A 17,491-nucleotide genomic window follows, 5' to 3' on the forward strand; every position below is an offset into this window, starting at 1 on the left:
TCATGTCACCGCCACGGCGCCGTCGGCGTCCTGTGCGATCCGCAGGACGAGGTATTCCAGGGGGTGCGCGGGGGCCACGCCGATCTCGGCGACCAGCCGTCCGAGCCCTTGGGACCAGCCGGGGTTGAGGCGCTCGTCGCAGCGTACGAAGAAGGCCTCGTCCTCGCTGTCGCCCGCGAACGCGCCGCTCCGGTACAGCCCGCGCAGCAGCCGGACGACGGCTCCGCGCAGTTCCTCGCGCAGCTGCGGGGTGTGGGGTTCGAAGGCCAGCCCCTGCGCCTGCCGGTCCAGGACGAGCCGCAGCATGGTCATCAGCCGGCGCACGCCGAGCTGCACGTAGTCGGGGTCCCGGGAGAGGGTGCGGGCCGAGGCGAGCCGGTAGCCGTCGCGTTCGGCGCGGAACACGTCGATGCCGAGCAGGTGCAGCTCGTCGCAGTCGGCGTCGCCGAGCCGCTGCACCGCGGTCACGGCGCCGGCGGCCAGGACGTTGGCCGGGCCCCAGGGCAGTCCGAGGCTCCGCTCGCGCTCGGCGATGATCCCGGCGGCGAACCCGGAGGGCGGGACGTGCACCGCCCTGCGCTCCGGGTCGTCGGGCGCGACGACCCCGAGCCAGGGGTGGTACGCGGCGGCGTACGTGCTGTCGAAGGCGGCCCGCCAGCGGGCGACGGCGCGGACGGGAAGCCCCGGCGGCACGTCGAGGAGGGCGACGAACCGCCGTTGTCGCTCCGCCAGGGCGACGAGCCGCTGCTGGCGCCGCAGGATCTCGGGCAGCTGGGCGGCGTCCAGGAGCAGGCCGCGCGGGCGTGCCGGGTGCAGGGTCATGGGCGCGGGCGCCGGCGGGCAGGGCGCGAAGCGGGCGCCGACGTCCCGCGGCGGGGTCTCGGTGGTGGGGAGGGCCTCGCCGTACTGCCACAGCAGATCGGGTACGCAGAGCAGCGCGACCTCGGGGACGAGGGCCATCCGGTCCATGCCGACGGCCCCGGAGGATCCGGGGTCCTCGATGCTCTCGGCGCCGCCGACGGGCAGCAGTTCGACGGGGACCGGCCCCTGGAAGCTGTCGGCGCCGATGCCCCCGTAGCGGTCGGCGCCCGGGCGGACGGGCCGGGAGAGGGCGGAGCCGAGGAAGGCGTCCGGCGGGAGCAGTGCCGGGGGCCACGTCCCGTCGGGGGCCACCAGCAGGGATTCGGCGGCCAGTACGGCGGCGGCGTACCGGGGGTGCGCGGGGCCCAGCCCGAGCTCCGCGAACCGCTCCCGGCGGGGGTGGGCGGGGTCGCCGTCGGCCACGGTGACGGTGGCGGTGACGAGCTCGGCCTCGACGGTCGGCGGCCGGGCGCTGCGGCCGAGGCCGAGGCCGATTCCACCGCCCGGCGGCCGGTCGAGGACCGCGACCCGGCTGCGCTGCCCGGACGCGTCCTGGCGCTCGGCCAGTTCGAGGATGCGGAAGAAGCTCCCGGCGGCCGGCAGCCCGGCGCCCCGCACGCGCAGCACGGAACCGGCCGGCGGGGTGCGCCCCTCGGGCAGGGCCAGGTCCCGGCCGGTCACGGCGGCCTCGAACTGCCCGGCGCCGGTGAACTCCCAGCGCACCGAGAGCAGCCCGCCCCAGCCTCCCTCGTTCCGGGCGCGCAGCCCGATTTCGCAGGGCGTCCCGCTGCCGGGGTCGGCGCCGGGTGCGTCCGCGCGGGCCAGCGTGACCCGGTGCAGGGCGCAGGCCTCCTCCGCGGCGGGATGCGGGGCCCGCGGGAGCGGCGCCACCCGCAGGACATGGGCCCGTACACCGCCCTGGGCGAAGAAGGCCCGTACCGCGTAGGGCAGCAGCCCGGGCCCCTCGAAGCCGCCGAAGTACCGCTGGTAGTCGGTCCAGCGGTCGACGGCGACCGGCTCGTCGACGGGCCCGCGGGGTGCCACACCGGCGAACCCGGCGATGTCCAGGCGCACCGGCCGGAAGGAAGGCGGCGGCCGACGCGCATCGCGGTACACCCCGGGCGCCCCCAGGCGCAGTCCGGCGAATCCGGCGGGGGTCACCTGATTTCTCCCAGCACGTCCCGGCCTTCAGGCCGGGGAGGAATGGGTCCTTGGAGCGGAGCCACGAAGCGGCGGAGTTCTCTGCATGTCTGCCCTGACCTGCACTCTCTTCCGTTGTCAGTGGCGGCTGTTAGGTTGCGATCATGGCGACGACACCACTGGCCGATGACGTGACCGGGCGCGCCCGGTACACGTACCGGCTGCGCGTCTCGTCGACCGCGCTGACCCGGCTTGAAGCCGATTGGGCGCGGTGCCGGTGGGTGTGGAACGAGTGCGTGGCGATGTCCCGCAAGGTCCACGCCGTCAACAAGGACGCCGAGCAGAAGATCACGTGCGGTCCGGCGCAGCTCGACAAGATGCTGACCGAGGCCCGTCGGTCGATGGCCTGGCTGCGTGAGGGTGCTTCGGTACCACAGCAGCAGACCATCCGGGACTTCGCGAAGTCCCGTGCCAAGGCGATGAAAGACATCAGGGCGAGGCTGCCGATGCGGCAGCGGGCCGGAATGCCCCGGATCAAGCGGAAGCGGGAGGCCTCGCCGTCGCTGAACTACACGCGGCGCGGGTTCTCGATCAAGCACGGTCGTCTGCACCTGGCGGGCGGGACCGTGCTGTCGGTCGTTTGGTCGCGTGACCTGCCATCCGCCCCCACCAGCGTGCGTGTGTACCGAGACAGCCTCGGGCACTGGTACGCGTCGTTCGTCGTGACGGCCGAGAGGCAGCCGCTGCCGGTGACCGGAGCGGTGGTCGGTGTGGACTGGGGCGTGAAGGAGACCGCTACCACCACCTCCGACGCCCATGACCTCCCGCACGCCGAGCACGGCAGGACCGCCACCGCCAGGCTCGCCCGCTACCAGCGGATGATGGCCCGCCGCGCGACGCCCAGGAACCGGCCCGACACCGTCGGCTACCGCAAGGCCCGGAAGGCTGCGGCGAAGGTGTCGAAGAAGATCGCCCGTCAGCGGCAGGACACCGGCCGAAAGTGGGCCAAGACGATCGTCCGGGACTTCGACCACCTCGCCGTGGAAGACTTCCGGCCGCGCTTCCTCGCGAAGTCCACCATGGCCCGCAAGGCGGCCGACGCCGCGATCAGTGCCACGAAGTCGGCCCTGATCGAGCAGGCCCGCAAGCACGGCCGGAATCTGCACCTCGTGCACCCCCCGCACACCACCATGGACTGCGCACAGTGCGGAGCGAGAACCAAGCACGCACTTCCCCTTTCCGAAAGGACGTACACGTGCACCGCATGCGGAGTCTCGTCTCCCAGGGACAAGAACTCCGCCCGCGTGATGCTCGTCCGGGCTGGTCTCAACCCGGCTAGTGCTGATCTTGTAAGACCCGCCCCCTGCTAGGGGTCAGGCAAAGTGAGCTAGGAATCCCCGCCCTTCAGGGCGGGGAGGTTTCAAAGGGATTGGAAGTCGATGCGCTCGGCGACGAGGTGGAGCTCCTCCATCGCGACCTCTCCGCCGCCCTTGCCCGTGAGGGTGGGGCCGACCCACTTCTTGGGCTGGGCGGCGCGCAGCACCCAGGCGCAGACCGGTTGGCGTCCCTCGTCGTGCAGGGTGACGGTCACGGTGCGGGCGTCGTACGCGCCCTCGCGGGTGGCCTTGATCCAGTTGAAGAGGCGCAGGTCGCCGATGATTCCGCGTTTGAGGGTGACGTCGTTCGTCGTATTGGTGTTGGCGATCTTCCGGACGTGGTTCTCGGGGTCGTTGCCGTTGCGGTACTCGGAGAACTTCACCTCGTTGCCGGCTCCGCTGAAGTCGGAGAAGCCGCCGGCGATCTGGTCCTCGCCTCCGGTGTCACCGAGTTTGACGAGGAAGTTGAAGGCTCCGTAGGGGTTGTTGCGCGTGGCCATGGGGTGTCTCCCGCTCTCCTGGGCCCGTCGGTGTCGGTGCCGGGGTCAGCTGCGCTGCGCGTCGGCCGTGAACTGTCCGATGCGGAACACGACGAACTCGGCGGGGTAGGTGGGTGCCACGCCGATCAGGCAGATCAGCCGCCCGTTGTCGAGGTCGTTCTGGGTCATGGTGGTGCGGTCGCAGCGGACGAAGAAGGCCTCCTCGGGCTTGGTGCCGAGCAGGGCGCCGGTCCGCCAGACGGCGATCAGGAAGTCCTCGACGGTCTGCCGGACGGAGGCCCACAGCCGCTCGTTGTTCGGCTCGAACACCGCCCACTGGGTGGACTTCTCGATGGAGTGCTCCAGGTAGATGAAGAGCCTGCGCACGTTGACGTACTTCCACTCCGGGTCCGAGCTCATCGTCCGGGCGCCCCACACGCGCCGGGCCCGGCCCTCGAAGAAGCGCAGGGCGTTGATGCCCTCCGGGTTGAGGACGGCCTGCCGGTCGTAGGTCACGTTCGCGGTGAAGTCGTTGATGCCGAGGAGGACTTCGTTGGCCGGGGCCTTGTGCACACCGCGCTCGACGTCGCTGCGGGCGTAGATGCCGGCGACGTACCCGGAGGGCGGCACCTCCAGGACGGGCGGCGGTGCGCCCGGGTCGGGGCGGCGGCCCGGGTCGGTGATCCGGACCCACGGGTAGTAGAGGGCGGCGTACTTGGTGTCGAACTGGGCGCGGAACCGGCGCACTTCGGAGATCGAGCTGTCGCGGGGCGGGTCGACGATCGCCATCCGGTAGCGCAGCCGCTCGCAGTGTCCGATGAGGAGGTCCACCGCGGTCTTCTGTGCACCGGGATCCAGGGTGACGGTGTCCGGGAGGGCGACGATGGCGATGTCGTCGATCTCGGCGAGCGCGCCGAGGCCGCGCGCGGGGTCGGTGAGGCTGTCCGGGTTGGCCTCCTTGCCGCCCAGGTCCTGCGCCGACAGTTCGAGCCCGTCGCCGCCGTGGACCAGGTGGACGCCGGGCTGCCCGAGGGACAGGAGGGCGTCGAGCCGGGCGCCGGGGCCCGGCGGGGGCGCTCCGGCCGCGGGCTTCACGGTGTCCAGCCAGACGAGGGAGAACTCGTCGGCCGGGTCGGCGGCCTGGAGTACGCGGCCCACCGAGCGCGGGTGCCGGTCGTCGAGCTCGAGCTCGTTGTAGACGTCGACGCGGTCGTCCAGGCGCACGGTGACGGCGAGCGTCAGGTGGAAGGCGGCGGTTCCGGCCGCAACGGGCTCGAAGTCGGCCTGGCCCTTCAGATATCCGAGGACTCCGTCGGCGCGCCGGATGACGGTCCTGACCTTGTCGGGCACCGGCGGTGTGTCGTCGGAGGGGGACGGCACCGCCCCGCCGCTCAGCTGGACGACCTCCACGGCGGCGCCCTGCTGCACCCCGGTGAGCCGGGGCGTTCCGTCGCCGCCGGCGACGAGGATGTTCTTGCCGCGCCGGAACGTCACCGCGACGGAGATCCTGGCGCCCGCCGAGCCCGGCCAGCGGGCCCGCCAGTACAGCAGCGGGGTGCCCTGCGCGGGGACGGCCAGGGAGGCGAAGTTGGCGTCGACGGCGGGCGGTGCGTCCTCGGCGGCACTCGTACGCACGAACGGGAAGACCCGGGACACGTAGAGCCGGCGCCCGCCGTTGGCGAAGAAGGCGCGTGCGGCGAGGGCGAGTTGGCAGTCGTCCTCGCCGATCTTCAGCCCGCCGAAGGCCCGTTCGTACTCGGTGAAGCTGGTGACCAGCGCCGGTCCGGGCAGCACGGTGGGACCGCCCGGCAGGATGTACGGCACGGGTCCGTACGCGGTCCGCCCCGCCATGGCGAACGTGCTGGTCGGCACGCCCTCGATGGACCGTGAGCGGAAGCTGGTCTCCTCGACGTAGACGCCGGGGGTCAGGTACTCGGGCATGTACGGGTCTCCTCGGTCACGGGTCAGGCGGGGGTGTGCGGCAGGTCGGCGGCGCGGACCACCCGGCCGACGGTGAGGGTGCGGACGGTGTCCGCGGCGGCGGTGCGGTACCCGGCGGGGCGGGAGGTACCGCGCAGCACCTCGTTGTCGAGGTCCTGCGGGCGGGGCGGGTTGGCGCTGCGGACGACCGGCTCGGCGACGAGGCCGGACAGCGGATCGGCAGGCGCATCCGCCTGGGGGGCGGCCACCGGGTCGGGGGCATGCGTGCGCAGCGCGACGGGGAACTGTGAGGGCGCCGGGTACGGGAGCACCCCGACCCCGTCGATCAGCAGCAGCACCTGGCCGTGCTCGTCGCCGTGGGCCCAGCCGAGCGGGACGCCGCCGGGCCCGAAGGCGTCCACCCGGGGCCAGCGCACGGGGGTGGAGGCGGCGTCGGGGCGCGTGACGCGGAACCGGAGGCCGGTCGTGCCCTGCGGTACGGGGTGACCGGGGCCGGGCAGCAGCCAGGGGATCAACAGGCGGGCGTCGGCGCGGACATGGGGTGCGGTGGGCGGTTGCTCGTCGGAGCCGGAGAGTTCCGCGCGGGTCCACAGCGGTACGGAGAAACGGCGCGGGATCCAGCGGCGCGCGGGGTCGTCGACACGAACGGTGACGGCGGCGGGGAGGCTGCCCGCGGTGGCGTGGCGCAGCACGAACCCGGTGGCGCCGTGCCCTTCGAGGGGCCGGACGAGGTCCTCCCCGCGCTGTCGGCGCCCGGGGACCGGGTGGTCCTCGTACCCCACGCGCAGCCCCGGCCCGGCGGCGGCGCGGCTCCTGGCGTCGAGGGGCCGGACGGCCAGCGCGAGCCGGTGCAGTACGTCGACCCGGCCGGCCTCCACGGTGATCCGCCCGGCCGGCCCGCCGGGGGTCATCGGCGCGCCCGGCGTCATCGGCGCGGCTCCGGCGCCGTCCCGGCGGTGACGACGGTGACCTCGCCCGGAGCCGGCCCGGCCGGCCCGTCGATCCGGATGACCCGGGCGACGTACGGCAGGCAGAGCCGGTAGTCGGTGGTCATCGCCTGGAAGGCCTCGCTCATCGAGTCCATCGCCAGCTCGTCGGGGACGATCTGCACCGAGTCCCCGGCGAGCCAGTCCCCGCTGGGGTGCAGCAGGGGCCCGGTGAGCAGGCCCTCGCTCTCCAGGACGCGGGCGACCAGCCCCAGCCATTCGAGCTCGGCCTCCACGAACTGGTCCCAGGCGGCGATCATCAGGTGCATCCGCAGCGGCAGCCGGGGCAGCCCGTCCTGGGCCGCCATCGCCGCCAGCGCGGGCCGGGTCTCGCGGTCGATGCTCAGCCGGTAGCAGTAGACGGACACCGCCGGGTTGCGGATGACGGAGCCCGGGGTGTCCACCTTGTCGAAGTCGACGGGCCCGGCGAGGACGGCCTCCGGGCGGCGCCCCGCCGGGATCTCGTCGGCGAAGCGCCGGTTGAGCAGCGCGACGACGCTGCGCCCCACGGCGGCGAGTGCCCGGTATCCAGCCATGGGCCGATGCTGCGGCCCCTCCCGTCACGGGGGCGTTGCGGGCCCCCGAGGCCGGGCGCCGGTGACGGCCGGGCCGCGAGCCCCCGGCGATGGCCGGGCGACGAGCCGGTGACACCGCCCGGCCCACACTCGGGGGCGCCTGCCCCCTCACCCAGGAGAGCCCACCATGAGCAGCACCCCGCACCACCACCCGGCCGGCACCAGCACAGGCGGCGGCTGCGATCCCGGCGCGATCGACGAACTCGCCTGCGTCGCCGCGGGCATCCAGCGCCGGGCCGAGGTCACCCAGGAACACCTGCCCCAGCTGCGGGAGTTCCAGGAGAAGTTCAACAGCGCCCGAACCCAGTACACGAAGGCGCGGCTGGCCGCGAAGACCGATCTGGACGAGGCGGCGGCGACGCTCGGCAAGGTCCGCGAGCAGATCCGCTGCCGGGTCACGCACGAGCAGCGCCACTGTCTGCAGCAGGCCGTCGACAAGGTCTTCGACGACATCCGCAGGTGCCAGGGCGGTTGGGGCTGCTGCGTGGACGACTGCGGGTGCGAGTTCGACGACACGGTCGGCAGGGACGACACGGTCGCGACGCTCTCGGCGCGCATCGCCCGGTACACGGCGGACACCGTGAAGGCCGCGGCCTGCTTCACCGACCTGGACGGCGAGCTGACGGCGCTGCCCGAACGCGCGGCGAAGATCAAGACGGAGGCGGCCCAGCTGCTGGCGGACGTCTGCGACGCGGTCCTGGGCAAGGACGTCGTACGCCTCTACGCGCGCCTGCTGGTGCTGCTGCGCCGCATCGCGGAGGCTTGGCGGGGCTTCGAGACGGTCTCCGAGTTCGTCGACTGCCTGTGCAAGGCGCTGCTGTGCGTGCTCAAGGGCTGGCAGGCGATCGCCGTACTGGAGGGCGCCCGCGCCGAGCTCGTCTGCAAGGAGGAATCGCGCAAGAAGGCGTGCGAGCGCAAGCAGAGGGAGACGGTCGAGGAGGTGATGGCGGAGTACGCGCGCCTGTGCCCCCCGTGCGCCGCGCACCCCGACGGGGCCGAGGAGGAGGACCCGGACGAGGACCGCACCGACGACGCGGCGTAGTCCTCGGGCCCTCCCCCGGCCTGTGGCCCGGCTACTCCCAGTCGTCCCAGGGCGGGTCCGTGTCGTCGAAGTCGAAGGGCGGTTCCTCGTCGGCATGCGGGGCCGCAGGCTCCGGCGGTGCCTGGGAGGGCGCGGACGCGGGCTCGGCGGTACCGCCGGTCCCGGCCAGGGTGTCGAGGATCCCCTCGGCGTACTTGGCGAGCTTCGCCTCGCCGACGCCGCTGATCGTGCCCAGCTCCTCCACCGTGGCGGGCGTCCGGGTCGCGATCTCCCGCAGCGTCGCGTCGTGGAAGACCACGTACGCCGGGACGCCCTGCTCGCGCGCGGTCGCCGCCCGCCAGGCGCGCAGGGCCTCGAAGACCGGCACGGCCGCCGCCGGCAGGTCGACCGGAACGCGGGCGGCCTTCCCGGAGCCGGAGCCCGAACCGGACGACCTGCGGGACGCCGCGGCCGGCGCCGCCTCCTTGCGCATCGGAACGCTGCGGCGGCCGCCCAGCACCTCGCCGCTGGCGTCCGTGAGCACCAGCGTCCCGTACTCCCCCTCGACCGCCAGCAGCCCCGAGGCCAGCAGCTGCCGTACGACCCCGCGCCATTCCGCGGTGCTCAGGTCCGCGCCGATCCCGAAGACCGACAGCGCGTCGTGGTCGAACTGGATGACCTTGGCCGTCTTCTTGCCCTGGAGGATGTCGATGATCTGGCCGGCGCCGAACTTCTGCCGCCGTTCCTTCGCCAGCCGCCACACCGTGGACATCAGCTTCTGCGCGGCGACCGTGCCGTCCCAGGACTCGGCGGGCGTCAGACAGGTGTCGCAGTTGCCGCACGGCCCGGCGGCCGCCTGCCCGAAGTACGCCAGCAGCCGCACCCGGCGGCACTCGACCGTCTCGCAGAGCGCGAGCATCGCGTCGAGGTGCGCGGCCAGGGAGCGGCGGTGCGTCTCGTCGCCCTCGGAGCCCTCGATCATCTTGCGCTGCTGCACCACGTCCTGGAGGCCGTACGCGAGCCAGGCCGTGGCCGGCTCGCCGTCGCGGCCTGCGCGGCCGGTCTCCTGGTAGTAGCCCTCGACCGACTTGGGCAGGTCCAGATGCGCCACGAACCGCACGTCCGGCTTGTCGATGCCCATGCCGAACGCGATCGTGGCCACGACCACGACCCCGTCCTCCCGCAGGAAGCGCGCCTGGTTCGCCGCGCGCGTACGGGAGTCCATGCCCGCGTGGTACGCGACCGCGTCGATGCCGTTCTCCACCAGGAACGCGGCCGTCTTCTCCACGGAGGCCCGCGACAGGCAGTAGACGACCCCGGCGTCGCCTTCGTGCTCGGTGCGGATCAGCTCCAGCAGCTGCCGGGTCGGGTTGTTCTTGGGGGCGATCCGGTACTGGATGTTGGGCCGGTCGAAGCTGGCCACGAAGTGCCGGGCGTCGCCCTCGGCCAGGCCCAGGCGGGCCGCGATCTCGGCGTGCGTGGCCTCGGTGGCCGTCGCGGTCAGCGCGATCCGCGGCACCTTGGGCCAGCGCTCGTGCAGCATGGACAGCGCGAGGTAGTCGGGCCGGAAGTCGTGGCCCCACTGGGCCACGCAGTGCGCCTCGTCGATCGCGAAGAGCGACACCGTGCCCCGGTCGAGCAGCCGCTGCGTGCCCTCGGTGCGCAGCCGCTCGGGGGCCAGGTACAGCAGGTCCAGCTCACCGGCGAGGAAGGCCTGCTCGACGGCCTGCCGCTCGTACGGGTCCTGGGTCGAGTTGAGGAACCCGGCCCGCACCCCGAGGGCGGTCAGGGCGTCCACCTGGTCCTGCATGAGCGCGATCAGCGGCGAGATCACCACGCCCGTACCGTCTCTGACCAGCGCCGGGATCTGGTAGCAGAGCGATTTGCCGCCGCCGGTCGGCATGAGCACCAGCGCGTCACCGCCGCCGGCCACGTGCTCGATGATCTGCTGCTGCTCGCCGCGGAAGGAGTCGTATCCGAAGACGCGGTGCAGCACCTGCAGGGCATCGGGGGTCTCGGTGGGCGCGTCGACAAGGCTCATCCCAGAAGCCTAGCGACCTCCACCGACACACCCGGCCGCTTCCGCCGGAAGGCCGGTGGGCGGTGTGCGGCAGATCACGGAAGGTCACGGAGGTCACGAAGGTCACCCTCGGTCCGCGAGGGTGACCTCCGTGGTGGTGTCAGAGCTTCCAGACCTGGTCGGCGTACTGCGGGTCACAGTCGATCTGGGTGACGGGCGCGCCCGACTCCGGGGTGCGCCACGACACCACGAGGCAGCGGCTGTTGTGTGTGTTGCGGATCTGGTAACCGCCACCGGCGACCGGCTCGAACTTCCACAGCTGGTCGGCGTACTCCGGGGCACAGTCGGCCTGCAGGGCGGGGGCGTTGTTGTCGGGCGTACGCCAGCCGACGTACAGGCAGCGGTTGCTGTTGGCGTTCTGGACCGAGGCGGTGGTGAGGCGGATCTGCCGTACCCAGTCGGCAAGGTCGTCGACGCGCGCGGCGATGGCTTCGGTACGAGTTTCCGTGGCGGCAGTGCCGAGTTGTGCCACTGGTCAGCATGGTTGCAGCGGTTTTGCGAAATCAATGGTTGATAATCGGCCATTTTTCAGGCGTGAGAAACACCTGCGCCCGGCAGGGAGCGGTGTGCCTGCCGGGCGCTGTCGAGTGGCGTGGGGTTGTGGTGTGGCCGTCGGGTTGTCCGACGAGGATCACCGGGATGTCGGCGTGGCCGGGGCGATCAGGCGGCGGAGCAGCGGGACGAGGGGCCGTTCCACCAGGCGGTACAGCAGCCAGGCGATCAGCACTGCGCCTGCGATCACTCCGAGCAGGGTCGGCCATGCGCCCCACTGCTCGTTCCATCGCCAGATCACGCGCACGCCCAGCGACTGGTGCACGAGGTAGAGCGGGTAGGAGATGGCGCCCGCGACGGGCAGCCAGCGCCACTGGATCCAGTCGAGTTTCCCGAGGGCGATCAGGCCCATCAGCAGGTACATCGCGGTGATCGCGGCGAGGCAGACCTTCCAGTTGATGCCGTGTCCCTCGCCCTCCATGATCGCCGGGAGCCAGTGCTGCATCAGCAGCCAGGACAGCGCCAGGATGCCCAGGGTCTCGCCCTCGATGCGGCCCGCCCGGCGGATCAGGTAGAAGGCCATGCCGGCGATGAAGAAGGGCGCCCACGCGGGCACCAGGAGCTGGTCGAGCAGCTTGATGCCCGACGCCGGGGCCAGGACCGAGCCCAGCGCCCAGAGCCAGCAGAAGTTCGCGACCCGGCGGTGGCTGGTGCCCAGCAGGACGACCAGCGAGAAGATCAGGTAGAAACGCAGCTCGACCCAGAGCGTCCAGTAGACGTTGTCGATGCCGTTCACGCCGAGGGGTTCCTGCAGCATCGTCAGGTTGGTGAGCATCCGCCCGACGGTGACCCGCTGCTCTCCCGGGGTGTGCGGGCCCAGACGGGCGACCGCCGAGGCGAGCACGACCGCCGCCCAGTAGAGCGGGAACAGCCGCAGGATCCGGCCCTGCCAGAACTGCTGGAGCGACTTGCCCCAGGCGGACATGCAGATGACGAACCCGCTGATCATGAAGAAGAAGACCACGCCCAGCCAGCCGAACCCGGCGACCCGGTGCAGCGTGGGGAACAGCTCGACCGACGTCCGCTGCCACGGGATCGTCCCGGTGCCGGCCAGGTAGTGGAACAGGACCACCGACAGCGCCGCCAGCAGCCGCAGCCCGTCCAGCACGGCAATGCGCGGCGCCCGCGCGGACTTCGCCTCACCGGCCGCCCGCCCGGCACCGCCGCCCCTCGACCACACCTTCCGGCGACGCCGGGCGGAGTCGGGGGCTGCCTGCGGAGCCCTGGCGGGCGCCGGGACGCGGTCCTCGGCAAGGACGGGCGTGTCGGACATGAAGCCTCTGGAAGTCTTGCGGTGTCCGCGACACCGATACGGTTCGGGGGTATGGAGCCCCGTGATGGTATCGACGCTGCGTGCACCCATGAGCACCCGGGGTCCGCCCGGCAGGCCTGCCGTTCGCGGTACGTCGCAACCGTGGGCGGTCAGGGGAGCCGGCGGGCGAACGCGTCATAGGCGGACTCGTCGAAGAGGACGAAGCGGACCTCCTCCACGGGCGGCGCCGCGGCCGCGCGGGCCGTTTCCACCGCGATCCGGGCGCCATCGTCCATCGGCCAGCCGAAGATGCCGGTGGAGATGGCCGGGAAGGCGACCGTACGGGCGCCCAGCTCGGCCGCGACCCGCAGGGACTCGCGGTAGCAGGAGGCCAGCAGCTCCGAGCGGTCCTCGTCCCGGGACCAGACCGGGCCCACCGTGTGGATCACCCAGTCGGCCGGGAGCCGGCCCGCCGTCGTGGCCACGGCCCGGCCCGTCGCGAGGCCCTTGCCGTACTGGGAGGCGCGCAGCGCCCGGCAGGCGTCCAGGATCTCGGGGCCGCCGCGCCGGTGGATGGCTCCGTCCACTCCCCCGCCGCCGAGCAGCGAGGAGTTCGCCGCGTTGACGATCGCGTCCGCCCGCTCGGCGGTGATGTCGCCCTGGACGAGGGTGATGCGCACCATCAGGAGGCCTTTCGCAGGTGCCGCCAGACGGCCTTGGCCGCGTTGTGCCCGGACATGCCGTGCACGCCGGGGCCGGGCGGGGTGGCCGAGGAGCAGAGGAACACGGCCGGGTGGGCCGTCGTGTACGGGAACAGGGACAGTTTGGGCCGCAGCAGCAGCTGGATCCCGGAGGCGGCGCCGCAGGCGATGTCGCCGCCGACGTAGTTGGGGTTGCGGGCGGCCAGTTCCGGCGGGCCGGCGGTGGCGCGGGCCAGCACCAGGTCACGGAAGCCGGGGGCGAAGCGCTCGATCTGCCGCTCGACGGCGTCGGTGAGGTTGCCGCCCCAGCCCGCGGGGACGTGCCCGTACGCCCAGAACACGTGCTTCCCCTCCGGCGCCCGGCCGGGGTCCACCAGGGTGGGCTGGGCGGTGATCAGGAAGGGGTTGCGGGGGGCCCGCCCGCCGGTCGCCAGCTGGAGAGCGGCGTCGATGTCGCGGGCGCGCGGGCCGATCTGGACGGTGCCGGCCCGGCGCGGCGCCTCGGCGGTCCAGGGCACGGGCCCGGACAGGGCGTAGTCGAGCTTGAACACGCCGGCGCCGTACTTGTAGCCGTCGTACGCGCGCCCCAGCCGGGCGATCCGGGCCAGCGCGGTCGGCGAGGTGTCGAAGACGTACGCCCGGGCCGGCGGCAGGTCGTCGAGGCGCTTGACCTCGAAGCCGGTGTGGACCATGCCGCCGAGGTCGCGCAGGTATCCGGCGAGGGCGTCCGAGATCGACTGCGAGCCGCCGCGCGGCATCGGCCAGCCGCCCGCGTGCGCGGCCAGGGCGAAGACCAGGCCGACGGCGCTCGTCGCGATCCCGCCCAGCGGGGCGATGACGTGCGCCACGAGCCCGGCGAACAGCGCCCGCGCCCGCTCATCGTGGAAGCGGTTCAGCAGCCAGGTGGAGGGCGGCAGTCCGGCGAGCCCGAAGCGGGCCAGGGTGACGGGGTCCCGGGGCAGGGCGGTCGACGGCAGGGACATGAAGTCCCGGGCGAGGGTGTCCCACTTGCCGAGGAACGGCTGCACCAGCCGCCGGTACGTGCCCGCGTCCCGCGGCCCGAAGGAGGCGGCCGTCTCGGAGACGGAGCGGGAGAGCACGGCGGCCGTGCCGTCGTCGAAGGGGTGCGCCATGGGCAGCGGGGCGTGCAGCCACTCCAGCCCGTACCGCTTCAGCGGCATGGTGGCGAACACCGGCGAGCCGATGCCGAGCGGGTGCACGGCCGAGCAGGGGTCGTGCCGGAAGCCCGGGAGGGTGAGCTCCTCGGTGCGGGCCCCGCCGCCGACCGTCTCCGCGGCCTCGAAAACGGCCACCGAGAAGCCGCGCCGGGCCAGCTCGACGGCGGCCGTCAGCCCGTTGGGCCCCGCCCCCACCACGACCGCATCGAGAATCGACGGCACCTTGAGACTCCTTCGTCCGGCGGCGGCTGCGCTTCCAGGATATTCGGCCCGTCCACGAGCGCCCCGGCCCGCACCCGGTTGGACTGTCCTACGCGCCGCGGAGCAGGTCGCGGATCCGTACGGCCGTGGCCTCGTCGCGACCCACGGCGAACGGCAGCTCGTTGTCCCGGTCCACCCGGAAGGGGACTCCGGCGACAGTGCTCTGCGCGCCGCCCGCCTCGGCGACCAGCAGCAGTCCGGCCGCGTGGTCCCATGCCGAGGGCCAGGTGAAGGCGAGGCCGTCCATCTCACCGCGGGCCACCTTCAGGTACTCCAGGCCGGCGGAGCCGCAGGGGCGGGCCGTGACCCCGGGCACGTCGAGCCGGGCCAGGGTCGCCTTGTCCTCGTCGGAGGTGTACAGCGGGTGGGCGATGGCGACGCGCAGTGCGGCGCCCGGCTCGGGCGAACCGCTGTGGATCCGCTCACCGTTGACGTACGCACCCTGCCCGCGCACGGCGGTCGCCAGCTCGTCCAGCGCCGGGGCGAAGGTCCAGGAGGCGAGGATCTCCCCGCGGTGGGCCAGGGCCACCAGGGTGCAGAAGGCCGGGTCGCCGGCGACGAACTGCCGGGTGCCGTCGACGGGGTCGACGATCCAGACCGGCGCGTCGGCGCGCAGCGCCCCGTACACGGTCGGGTCGGCGTGCACGGCTTCCTCGCCGACCACGGCGGAGCCGGGCAGCAGGTGCGTCAGCGAGGCCGTGAGGTGCTCCTCGGCCTTGCGGTCGGCGACGGTCACCAGGTCGTGCGGGCCGCTCTTCTGGTCCACCTCGTGCTCGGCGAGCTGCCGGAATCTCGGCATGATCTCGATCGCCGCCGCCTTGCGGACCGCTTCTTCCACCGCGGACAGGTTCTGGGCCAGGAACTCTTCGATCATGCCCCCATCAGACCACGCCCGGCTGACAAACCCCACCGACAATCGGCGTCCGCCGGTTGGACTCCAGGTGGACTCCGGGTGCCGCGGGCCACGGCGGCGCAGGCGTCCGGTCCGGTGGGGAACCATGGAGCGGTGATCGTATTTCGCTGCGTGCGCTGCCGGACCGAGCTGACCACCGCGGTGCGGGAGGTGCCGATCCCCCCGGAGAGCTCGACGTGGGCCCCGTTCGAGGCGCCCGTGGAGCCGTGTCCGCCGCGGATGGCGCCCGGGACGTACGCCTACGACCCGGAGCCCTCCCGCTTCTCCTGGGGCCCGGCGCCGAAGGGACGGCCGCGGGGTGGAGCGCCGCGCGCGCCGGGGACGGCCGTGGTGGTGAGCCCCGGCGACATCCGCGGGGTCGAGCCCATCGAGCGGCGCCGGATCGGCTGCTGCGGGCCCATGGGCCTCGACGGGCCGAACCTCGCGTGTGCCGGGTGCGGAGCGGAGGTCGCCGTCGAGGCCGCCGACTGCTGCACCTGGCAGGAGATCGTGCTCGACACCCGCTTCGCCGAGGCGGTGGACGCCCAGGGCCGGGACGTCAGCGCTCGGGATGTTCCCGGCTCATGAGCGCCGTGTACAGGAGGAAGGACGAGGCCACGCCCACCGCCCAGCCGTAGTTCGCCAGGGGCTTCAGCAAGGGGATCAGGCCTTCCTCGGGGAAGGGGCCCTGGCCGGGGGCCGAGTGCGATCCGCCGATGGCCAGCACCCCGCCGACCAGGAACGCCGCCAGCGCCCGGAAGTTCCAGCCGCCCGTGTACCAGTACGGCCCGCCCTCCCGGTACAGGTCGGGCAGCGAGAGCCGGGTGCGCCGCACGAGCCAGTAGTCCGCGATGAGGATGCCGGCGACCGTGCCGAGCAGGCCGCCGACCAGGCCGAGCCAGGTGAAGATGTACAGCTCGGGGGTGGAGGTCAGCTTCCACGGCATGATCAGTACGCCGACCACGCCCGTGATCAGCGCACCCCTGCGGAAGTTGATCAGGCGGGGGGCCAGGTTGGCCAGGTCGTACGCCGGGGAGACGACGTTCGCCGCGATGTTCACCGAGATCGTCGCCACGAGCACCGTGACCAGGCCGTAGAGCAGCCCGAAGACGCTGTCGGCCTTGGCGACCAGCTGCACCGGGTCCCAGATCGGGGCGCCGTACACCGCCTCCGAGCCGGAGGTGACGAACACCGACAGCAGCGCGAAGAGGGTCATCGTCGTCGGCAGCCCCAGTGTCTGTCCGAGGATCTGGGAGCGCTGGCCGGCGCCGAAGCGGGTGAAGTCCGGGATGTTGAGCGAGAGCGTGGACCAGAAGGCGATCATCCCCATCAGCGACGGGAAGAAGACCGGCCAGAAGTCCTCGCCCCAGCCGAGCTTGGACGGCTGGGCGAGCAGCTCGCCGAAGCCGCCCGCCTTCACCCCGATCCACACCAGCAGCGCGAACGCGCCGACGATGACGAACGGCGCGGCCCAGTTCTCGAAGCGCCTCAGGGCCTCCATCCCCCGGTAGATGATGGCGAGTTCGAGGACCCAGAAGAGGAGGAAGCACAGCCACAGCGGCCAGGGCTGCCCGGCGATCTGCCCCGCGTCCTCCCAGCCCCCGAAGATCTCGCCGAGCAGGACGAAGATCCCGGACCCGCCGATCCAGGTCTGGATCCCGAACCAGGCGCAGGCCACGGCCGCCCGGATCAGCGCGGCCAGATTGGCTCCGCGCACCCCGAACGAGGCCCGGGCCAGCACCGGGAACGGGATCCCGTACTTGGGGCCGGCATGCCCGGTGAGCAGCATCGGCACCAGCACGATGAGGTTGGCCAGCGCGATGGTGAAGACGGCCTGTTTCCAGTCCATCCCCAGGGCCACCAGCCCGGAGGCGAGCAGCCAGGACGGGATGTTGTGCGCCATGCCGACCCACAGGGCCGTGAAGTTGTACGTCGTCCAGCGCCTGGCCTCGACGGGTACGGGCAGCAGGTCGGGGTTGGCGAAACGGCCGTCGGAGGGGACCTCGCCGGGAGCGAGCTCGACGCGGTCCGCGGTGTCGCCGATCGTGTGGTCCGGCATGTGCGCACGCCCCTTCAGGTCGGGTGGGGTTCCGGGTCAGGTTCTGAGCGCCGGGATCATGTGCTGCCCGTAGGCGTCGATGGTGGCCTCCCTCGCGCCGCGCCCCGCGGGCGTGGTGGCTGTCGCGGTGGCTGTAG

15 protein-coding genes are annotated in these 17,491 nt (G+C 72.8%); 3 read left to right on the forward strand and 12 right to left on the reverse strand.

Annotation, left to right across the window (positions count from 1 at the left end; translation table 11 throughout):
- Nucleotides 1-2,022, reverse strand: coding sequence for a phage tail sheath subtilisin-like domain-containing protein (locus OHT74_RS08395; protein ID WP_328619889.1), 2,022 nt, complete (start codon nucleotides 2,020-2,022; stop codon nucleotides 1-3).
- 143 nt (nucleotides 2,023-2,165) lie between these two features.
- On the opposite strand from OHT74_RS08395, the gene OHT74_RS08400 reads away from it, so the two are divergent.
- On the forward strand, nucleotides 2,166-3,371 hold the full coding sequence (locus OHT74_RS08400; RefSeq protein WP_328619890.1) for an RNA-guided endonuclease InsQ/TnpB family protein: 1,206 nt from the start codon (nucleotides 2,166-2,168) through the stop codon (nucleotides 3,369-3,371).
- 50 nt (nucleotides 3,372-3,421) lie between these two features.
- Here OHT74_RS08400 and OHT74_RS08405 read toward each other — a convergent pair whose 3' ends face one another.
- From OHT74_RS08405 to OHT74_RS08420, 4 genes are read right to left on the reverse strand one after another with little or no spacing between them, the layout of a single operon-like run.
- Complete coding sequence (locus tag OHT74_RS08405; RefSeq protein WP_030155191.1) at nucleotides 3,422-3,877, reverse strand: phage tail protein; 456 nt, start codon at nucleotides 3,875-3,877, stop codon at nucleotides 3,422-3,424.
- A gap of 45 nt (nucleotides 3,878-3,922) precedes the next feature.
- Nucleotides 3,923-5,797, reverse strand: coding sequence for a phage tail sheath family protein (locus OHT74_RS08410; protein WP_266662161.1), 1,875 nt, complete (start codon nucleotides 5,795-5,797; stop codon nucleotides 3,923-3,925).
- 23 nt (nucleotides 5,798-5,820) lie between these two features.
- A complete protein-coding gene (locus tag OHT74_RS08415; protein ID WP_328619891.1) occupies nucleotides 5,821-6,726 on the reverse strand; it encodes a hypothetical protein in 906 nt (301 codons plus the stop codon).
- Nucleotides 6,723-7,319 (reverse strand): DUF4255 domain-containing protein, encoded by a 597-nt coding sequence (locus tag OHT74_RS08420; RefSeq protein WP_266662165.1) that lies wholly within the window; start codon nucleotides 7,317-7,319, stop codon nucleotides 6,723-6,725. Before OHT74_RS08420 ends, OHT74_RS08415 begins: the two co-directional genes overlap by 4 nt.
- 166 nt (nucleotides 7,320-7,485) lie before the next feature.
- On the opposite strand from OHT74_RS08420, the gene OHT74_RS08425 reads away from it, so the two are divergent.
- A complete protein-coding gene (locus tag OHT74_RS08425) occupies nucleotides 7,486-8,400 on the forward strand; it encodes a hypothetical protein (protein WP_328619892.1) in 915 nt (304 codons plus the stop codon).
- Nucleotides 8,401-8,431: 31 nt separating this feature from the next.
- Here OHT74_RS08425 and recQ read toward each other — a convergent pair whose 3' ends face one another.
- The 6 genes from recQ to OHT74_RS08455 all read right to left on the reverse strand — a co-directional run bounded on the left by recQ (nucleotide 8,432) and on the right by OHT74_RS08455 (nucleotide 15,277).
- Complete coding sequence (recQ, locus tag OHT74_RS08430; RefSeq protein ID WP_328619893.1) at nucleotides 8,432-10,420, reverse strand: DNA helicase RecQ; 1,989 nt, start codon at nucleotides 10,418-10,420, stop codon at nucleotides 8,432-8,434.
- A 139-nt stretch (nucleotides 10,421-10,559) separates the two neighbouring features.
- Nucleotides 10,560-10,931, reverse strand: coding sequence for an RICIN domain-containing protein (locus OHT74_RS08435; RefSeq protein ID WP_328619894.1), 372 nt, complete (start codon nucleotides 10,929-10,931; stop codon nucleotides 10,560-10,562).
- Between the two features lie 159 nt (nucleotides 10,932-11,090).
- Nucleotides 11,091-12,284 carry an acyltransferase family protein gene (locus OHT74_RS08440; protein ID WP_328619895.1) on the reverse strand — a complete coding sequence of 398 codons (1,194 nt, stop codon included), beginning with the start codon at nucleotides 12,282-12,284 and terminating at the stop codon, nucleotides 11,091-11,093.
- A gap of 149 nt (nucleotides 12,285-12,433) precedes the next feature.
- Nucleotides 12,434-12,946: an O-acetyl-ADP-ribose deacetylase gene (locus OHT74_RS08445; protein WP_266662175.1), complete on the reverse strand. Its 513-nt coding sequence runs from the start codon at nucleotides 12,944-12,946 to the stop codon at nucleotides 12,434-12,436.
- Nucleotides 12,946-14,364: a phytoene desaturase family protein gene (locus OHT74_RS08450; RefSeq protein ID WP_266662177.1), complete on the reverse strand. Its 1,419-nt coding sequence runs from the start codon at nucleotides 14,362-14,364 to the stop codon at nucleotides 12,946-12,948. Before OHT74_RS08450 ends, OHT74_RS08445 begins: the two co-directional genes overlap by 1 nt.
- An 88-nt stretch (nucleotides 14,365-14,452) precedes the next feature.
- Nucleotides 14,453-15,277 carry an inositol monophosphatase family protein gene (locus OHT74_RS08455; protein ID WP_328619896.1) on the reverse strand — a complete coding sequence of 275 codons (825 nt, stop codon included), beginning with the start codon at nucleotides 15,275-15,277 and terminating at the stop codon, nucleotides 14,453-14,455.
- A 132-nt stretch (nucleotides 15,278-15,409) separates the two neighbouring features.
- Here OHT74_RS08455 and OHT74_RS08460 point away from each other — a divergent pair, with 132 nt between their 5' ends.
- Nucleotides 15,410-15,883 (forward strand): hypothetical protein, encoded by a 474-nt coding sequence (locus tag OHT74_RS08460; protein ID WP_328619897.1) that lies wholly within the window; start codon nucleotides 15,410-15,412, stop codon nucleotides 15,881-15,883.
- Here OHT74_RS08460 and OHT74_RS08465 read toward each other — a convergent pair.
- Nucleotides 15,855-17,354: an NCS1 family nucleobase:cation symporter-1 gene (locus OHT74_RS08465; protein WP_266662183.1), complete on the reverse strand. Its 1,500-nt coding sequence runs from the start codon at nucleotides 17,352-17,354 to the stop codon at nucleotides 15,855-15,857. The two genes, OHT74_RS08460 and OHT74_RS08465, sit on opposite strands and share 29 nt — an antisense overlap.
- Between the last annotated feature and the right edge of the window lie 137 nt (nucleotides 17,355-17,491).

The sequence above is a fragment of the Streptomyces sp. NBC_00354 genome (genome assembly GCF_036106915.1).
In the GTDB taxonomy this organism is placed as follows: Bacteria; Actinomycetota; Actinomycetes; order Streptomycetales; family Streptomycetaceae; genus Streptomyces.

Coding starts and splice junctions, on each gene's coding strand:
- OHT74_RS08400 (WP_328619890.1), top strand. CDS start 2,166: ATGGCGACGACACCACTGGCCGATGACGTGACCGGGCGCGCCCGGTAC.
- OHT74_RS08405 (WP_030155191.1), bottom strand. CDS start 3,877: ATGGCCACGCGCAACAACCCCTACGGAGCCTTCAACTTCCTCGTCAAA.
- OHT74_RS08410 (WP_266662161.1), bottom strand. CDS start 5,797: ATGCCCGAGTACCTGACCCCCGGCGTCTACGTCGAGGAGACCAGCTTC.
- OHT74_RS08415 (WP_328619891.1), bottom strand. CDS start 6,726: ATGACGCCGGGCGCGCCGATGACCCCCGGCGGGCCGGCCGGGCGGATC.
- OHT74_RS08420 (WP_266662165.1), bottom strand. CDS start 7,319: ATGGCTGGATACCGGGCACTCGCCGCCGTGGGGCGCAGCGTCGTCGCG.
- OHT74_RS08425 (WP_328619892.1), top strand. CDS start 7,486: ATGAGCAGCACCCCGCACCACCACCCGGCCGGCACCAGCACAGGCGGC.
- recQ (WP_328619893.1), bottom strand. CDS start 10,420: ATGAGCCTTGTCGACGCGCCCACCGAGACCCCCGATGCCCTGCAGGTG.
- OHT74_RS08440 (WP_328619895.1), bottom strand. CDS start 12,284: ATGTCCGACACGCCCGTCCTTGCCGAGGACCGCGTCCCGGCGCCCGCC.
- OHT74_RS08445 (WP_266662175.1), bottom strand. CDS start 12,946: ATGGTGCGCATCACCCTCGTCCAGGGCGACATCACCGCCGAGCGGGCG.
- OHT74_RS08455 (WP_328619896.1), bottom strand. CDS start 15,277: ATGATCGAAGAGTTCCTGGCCCAGAACCTGTCCGCGGTGGAAGAAGCG.
- OHT74_RS08465 (WP_266662183.1), bottom strand. CDS start 17,354: ATGCCGGACCACACGATCGGCGACACCGCGGACCGCGTCGAGCTCGCT.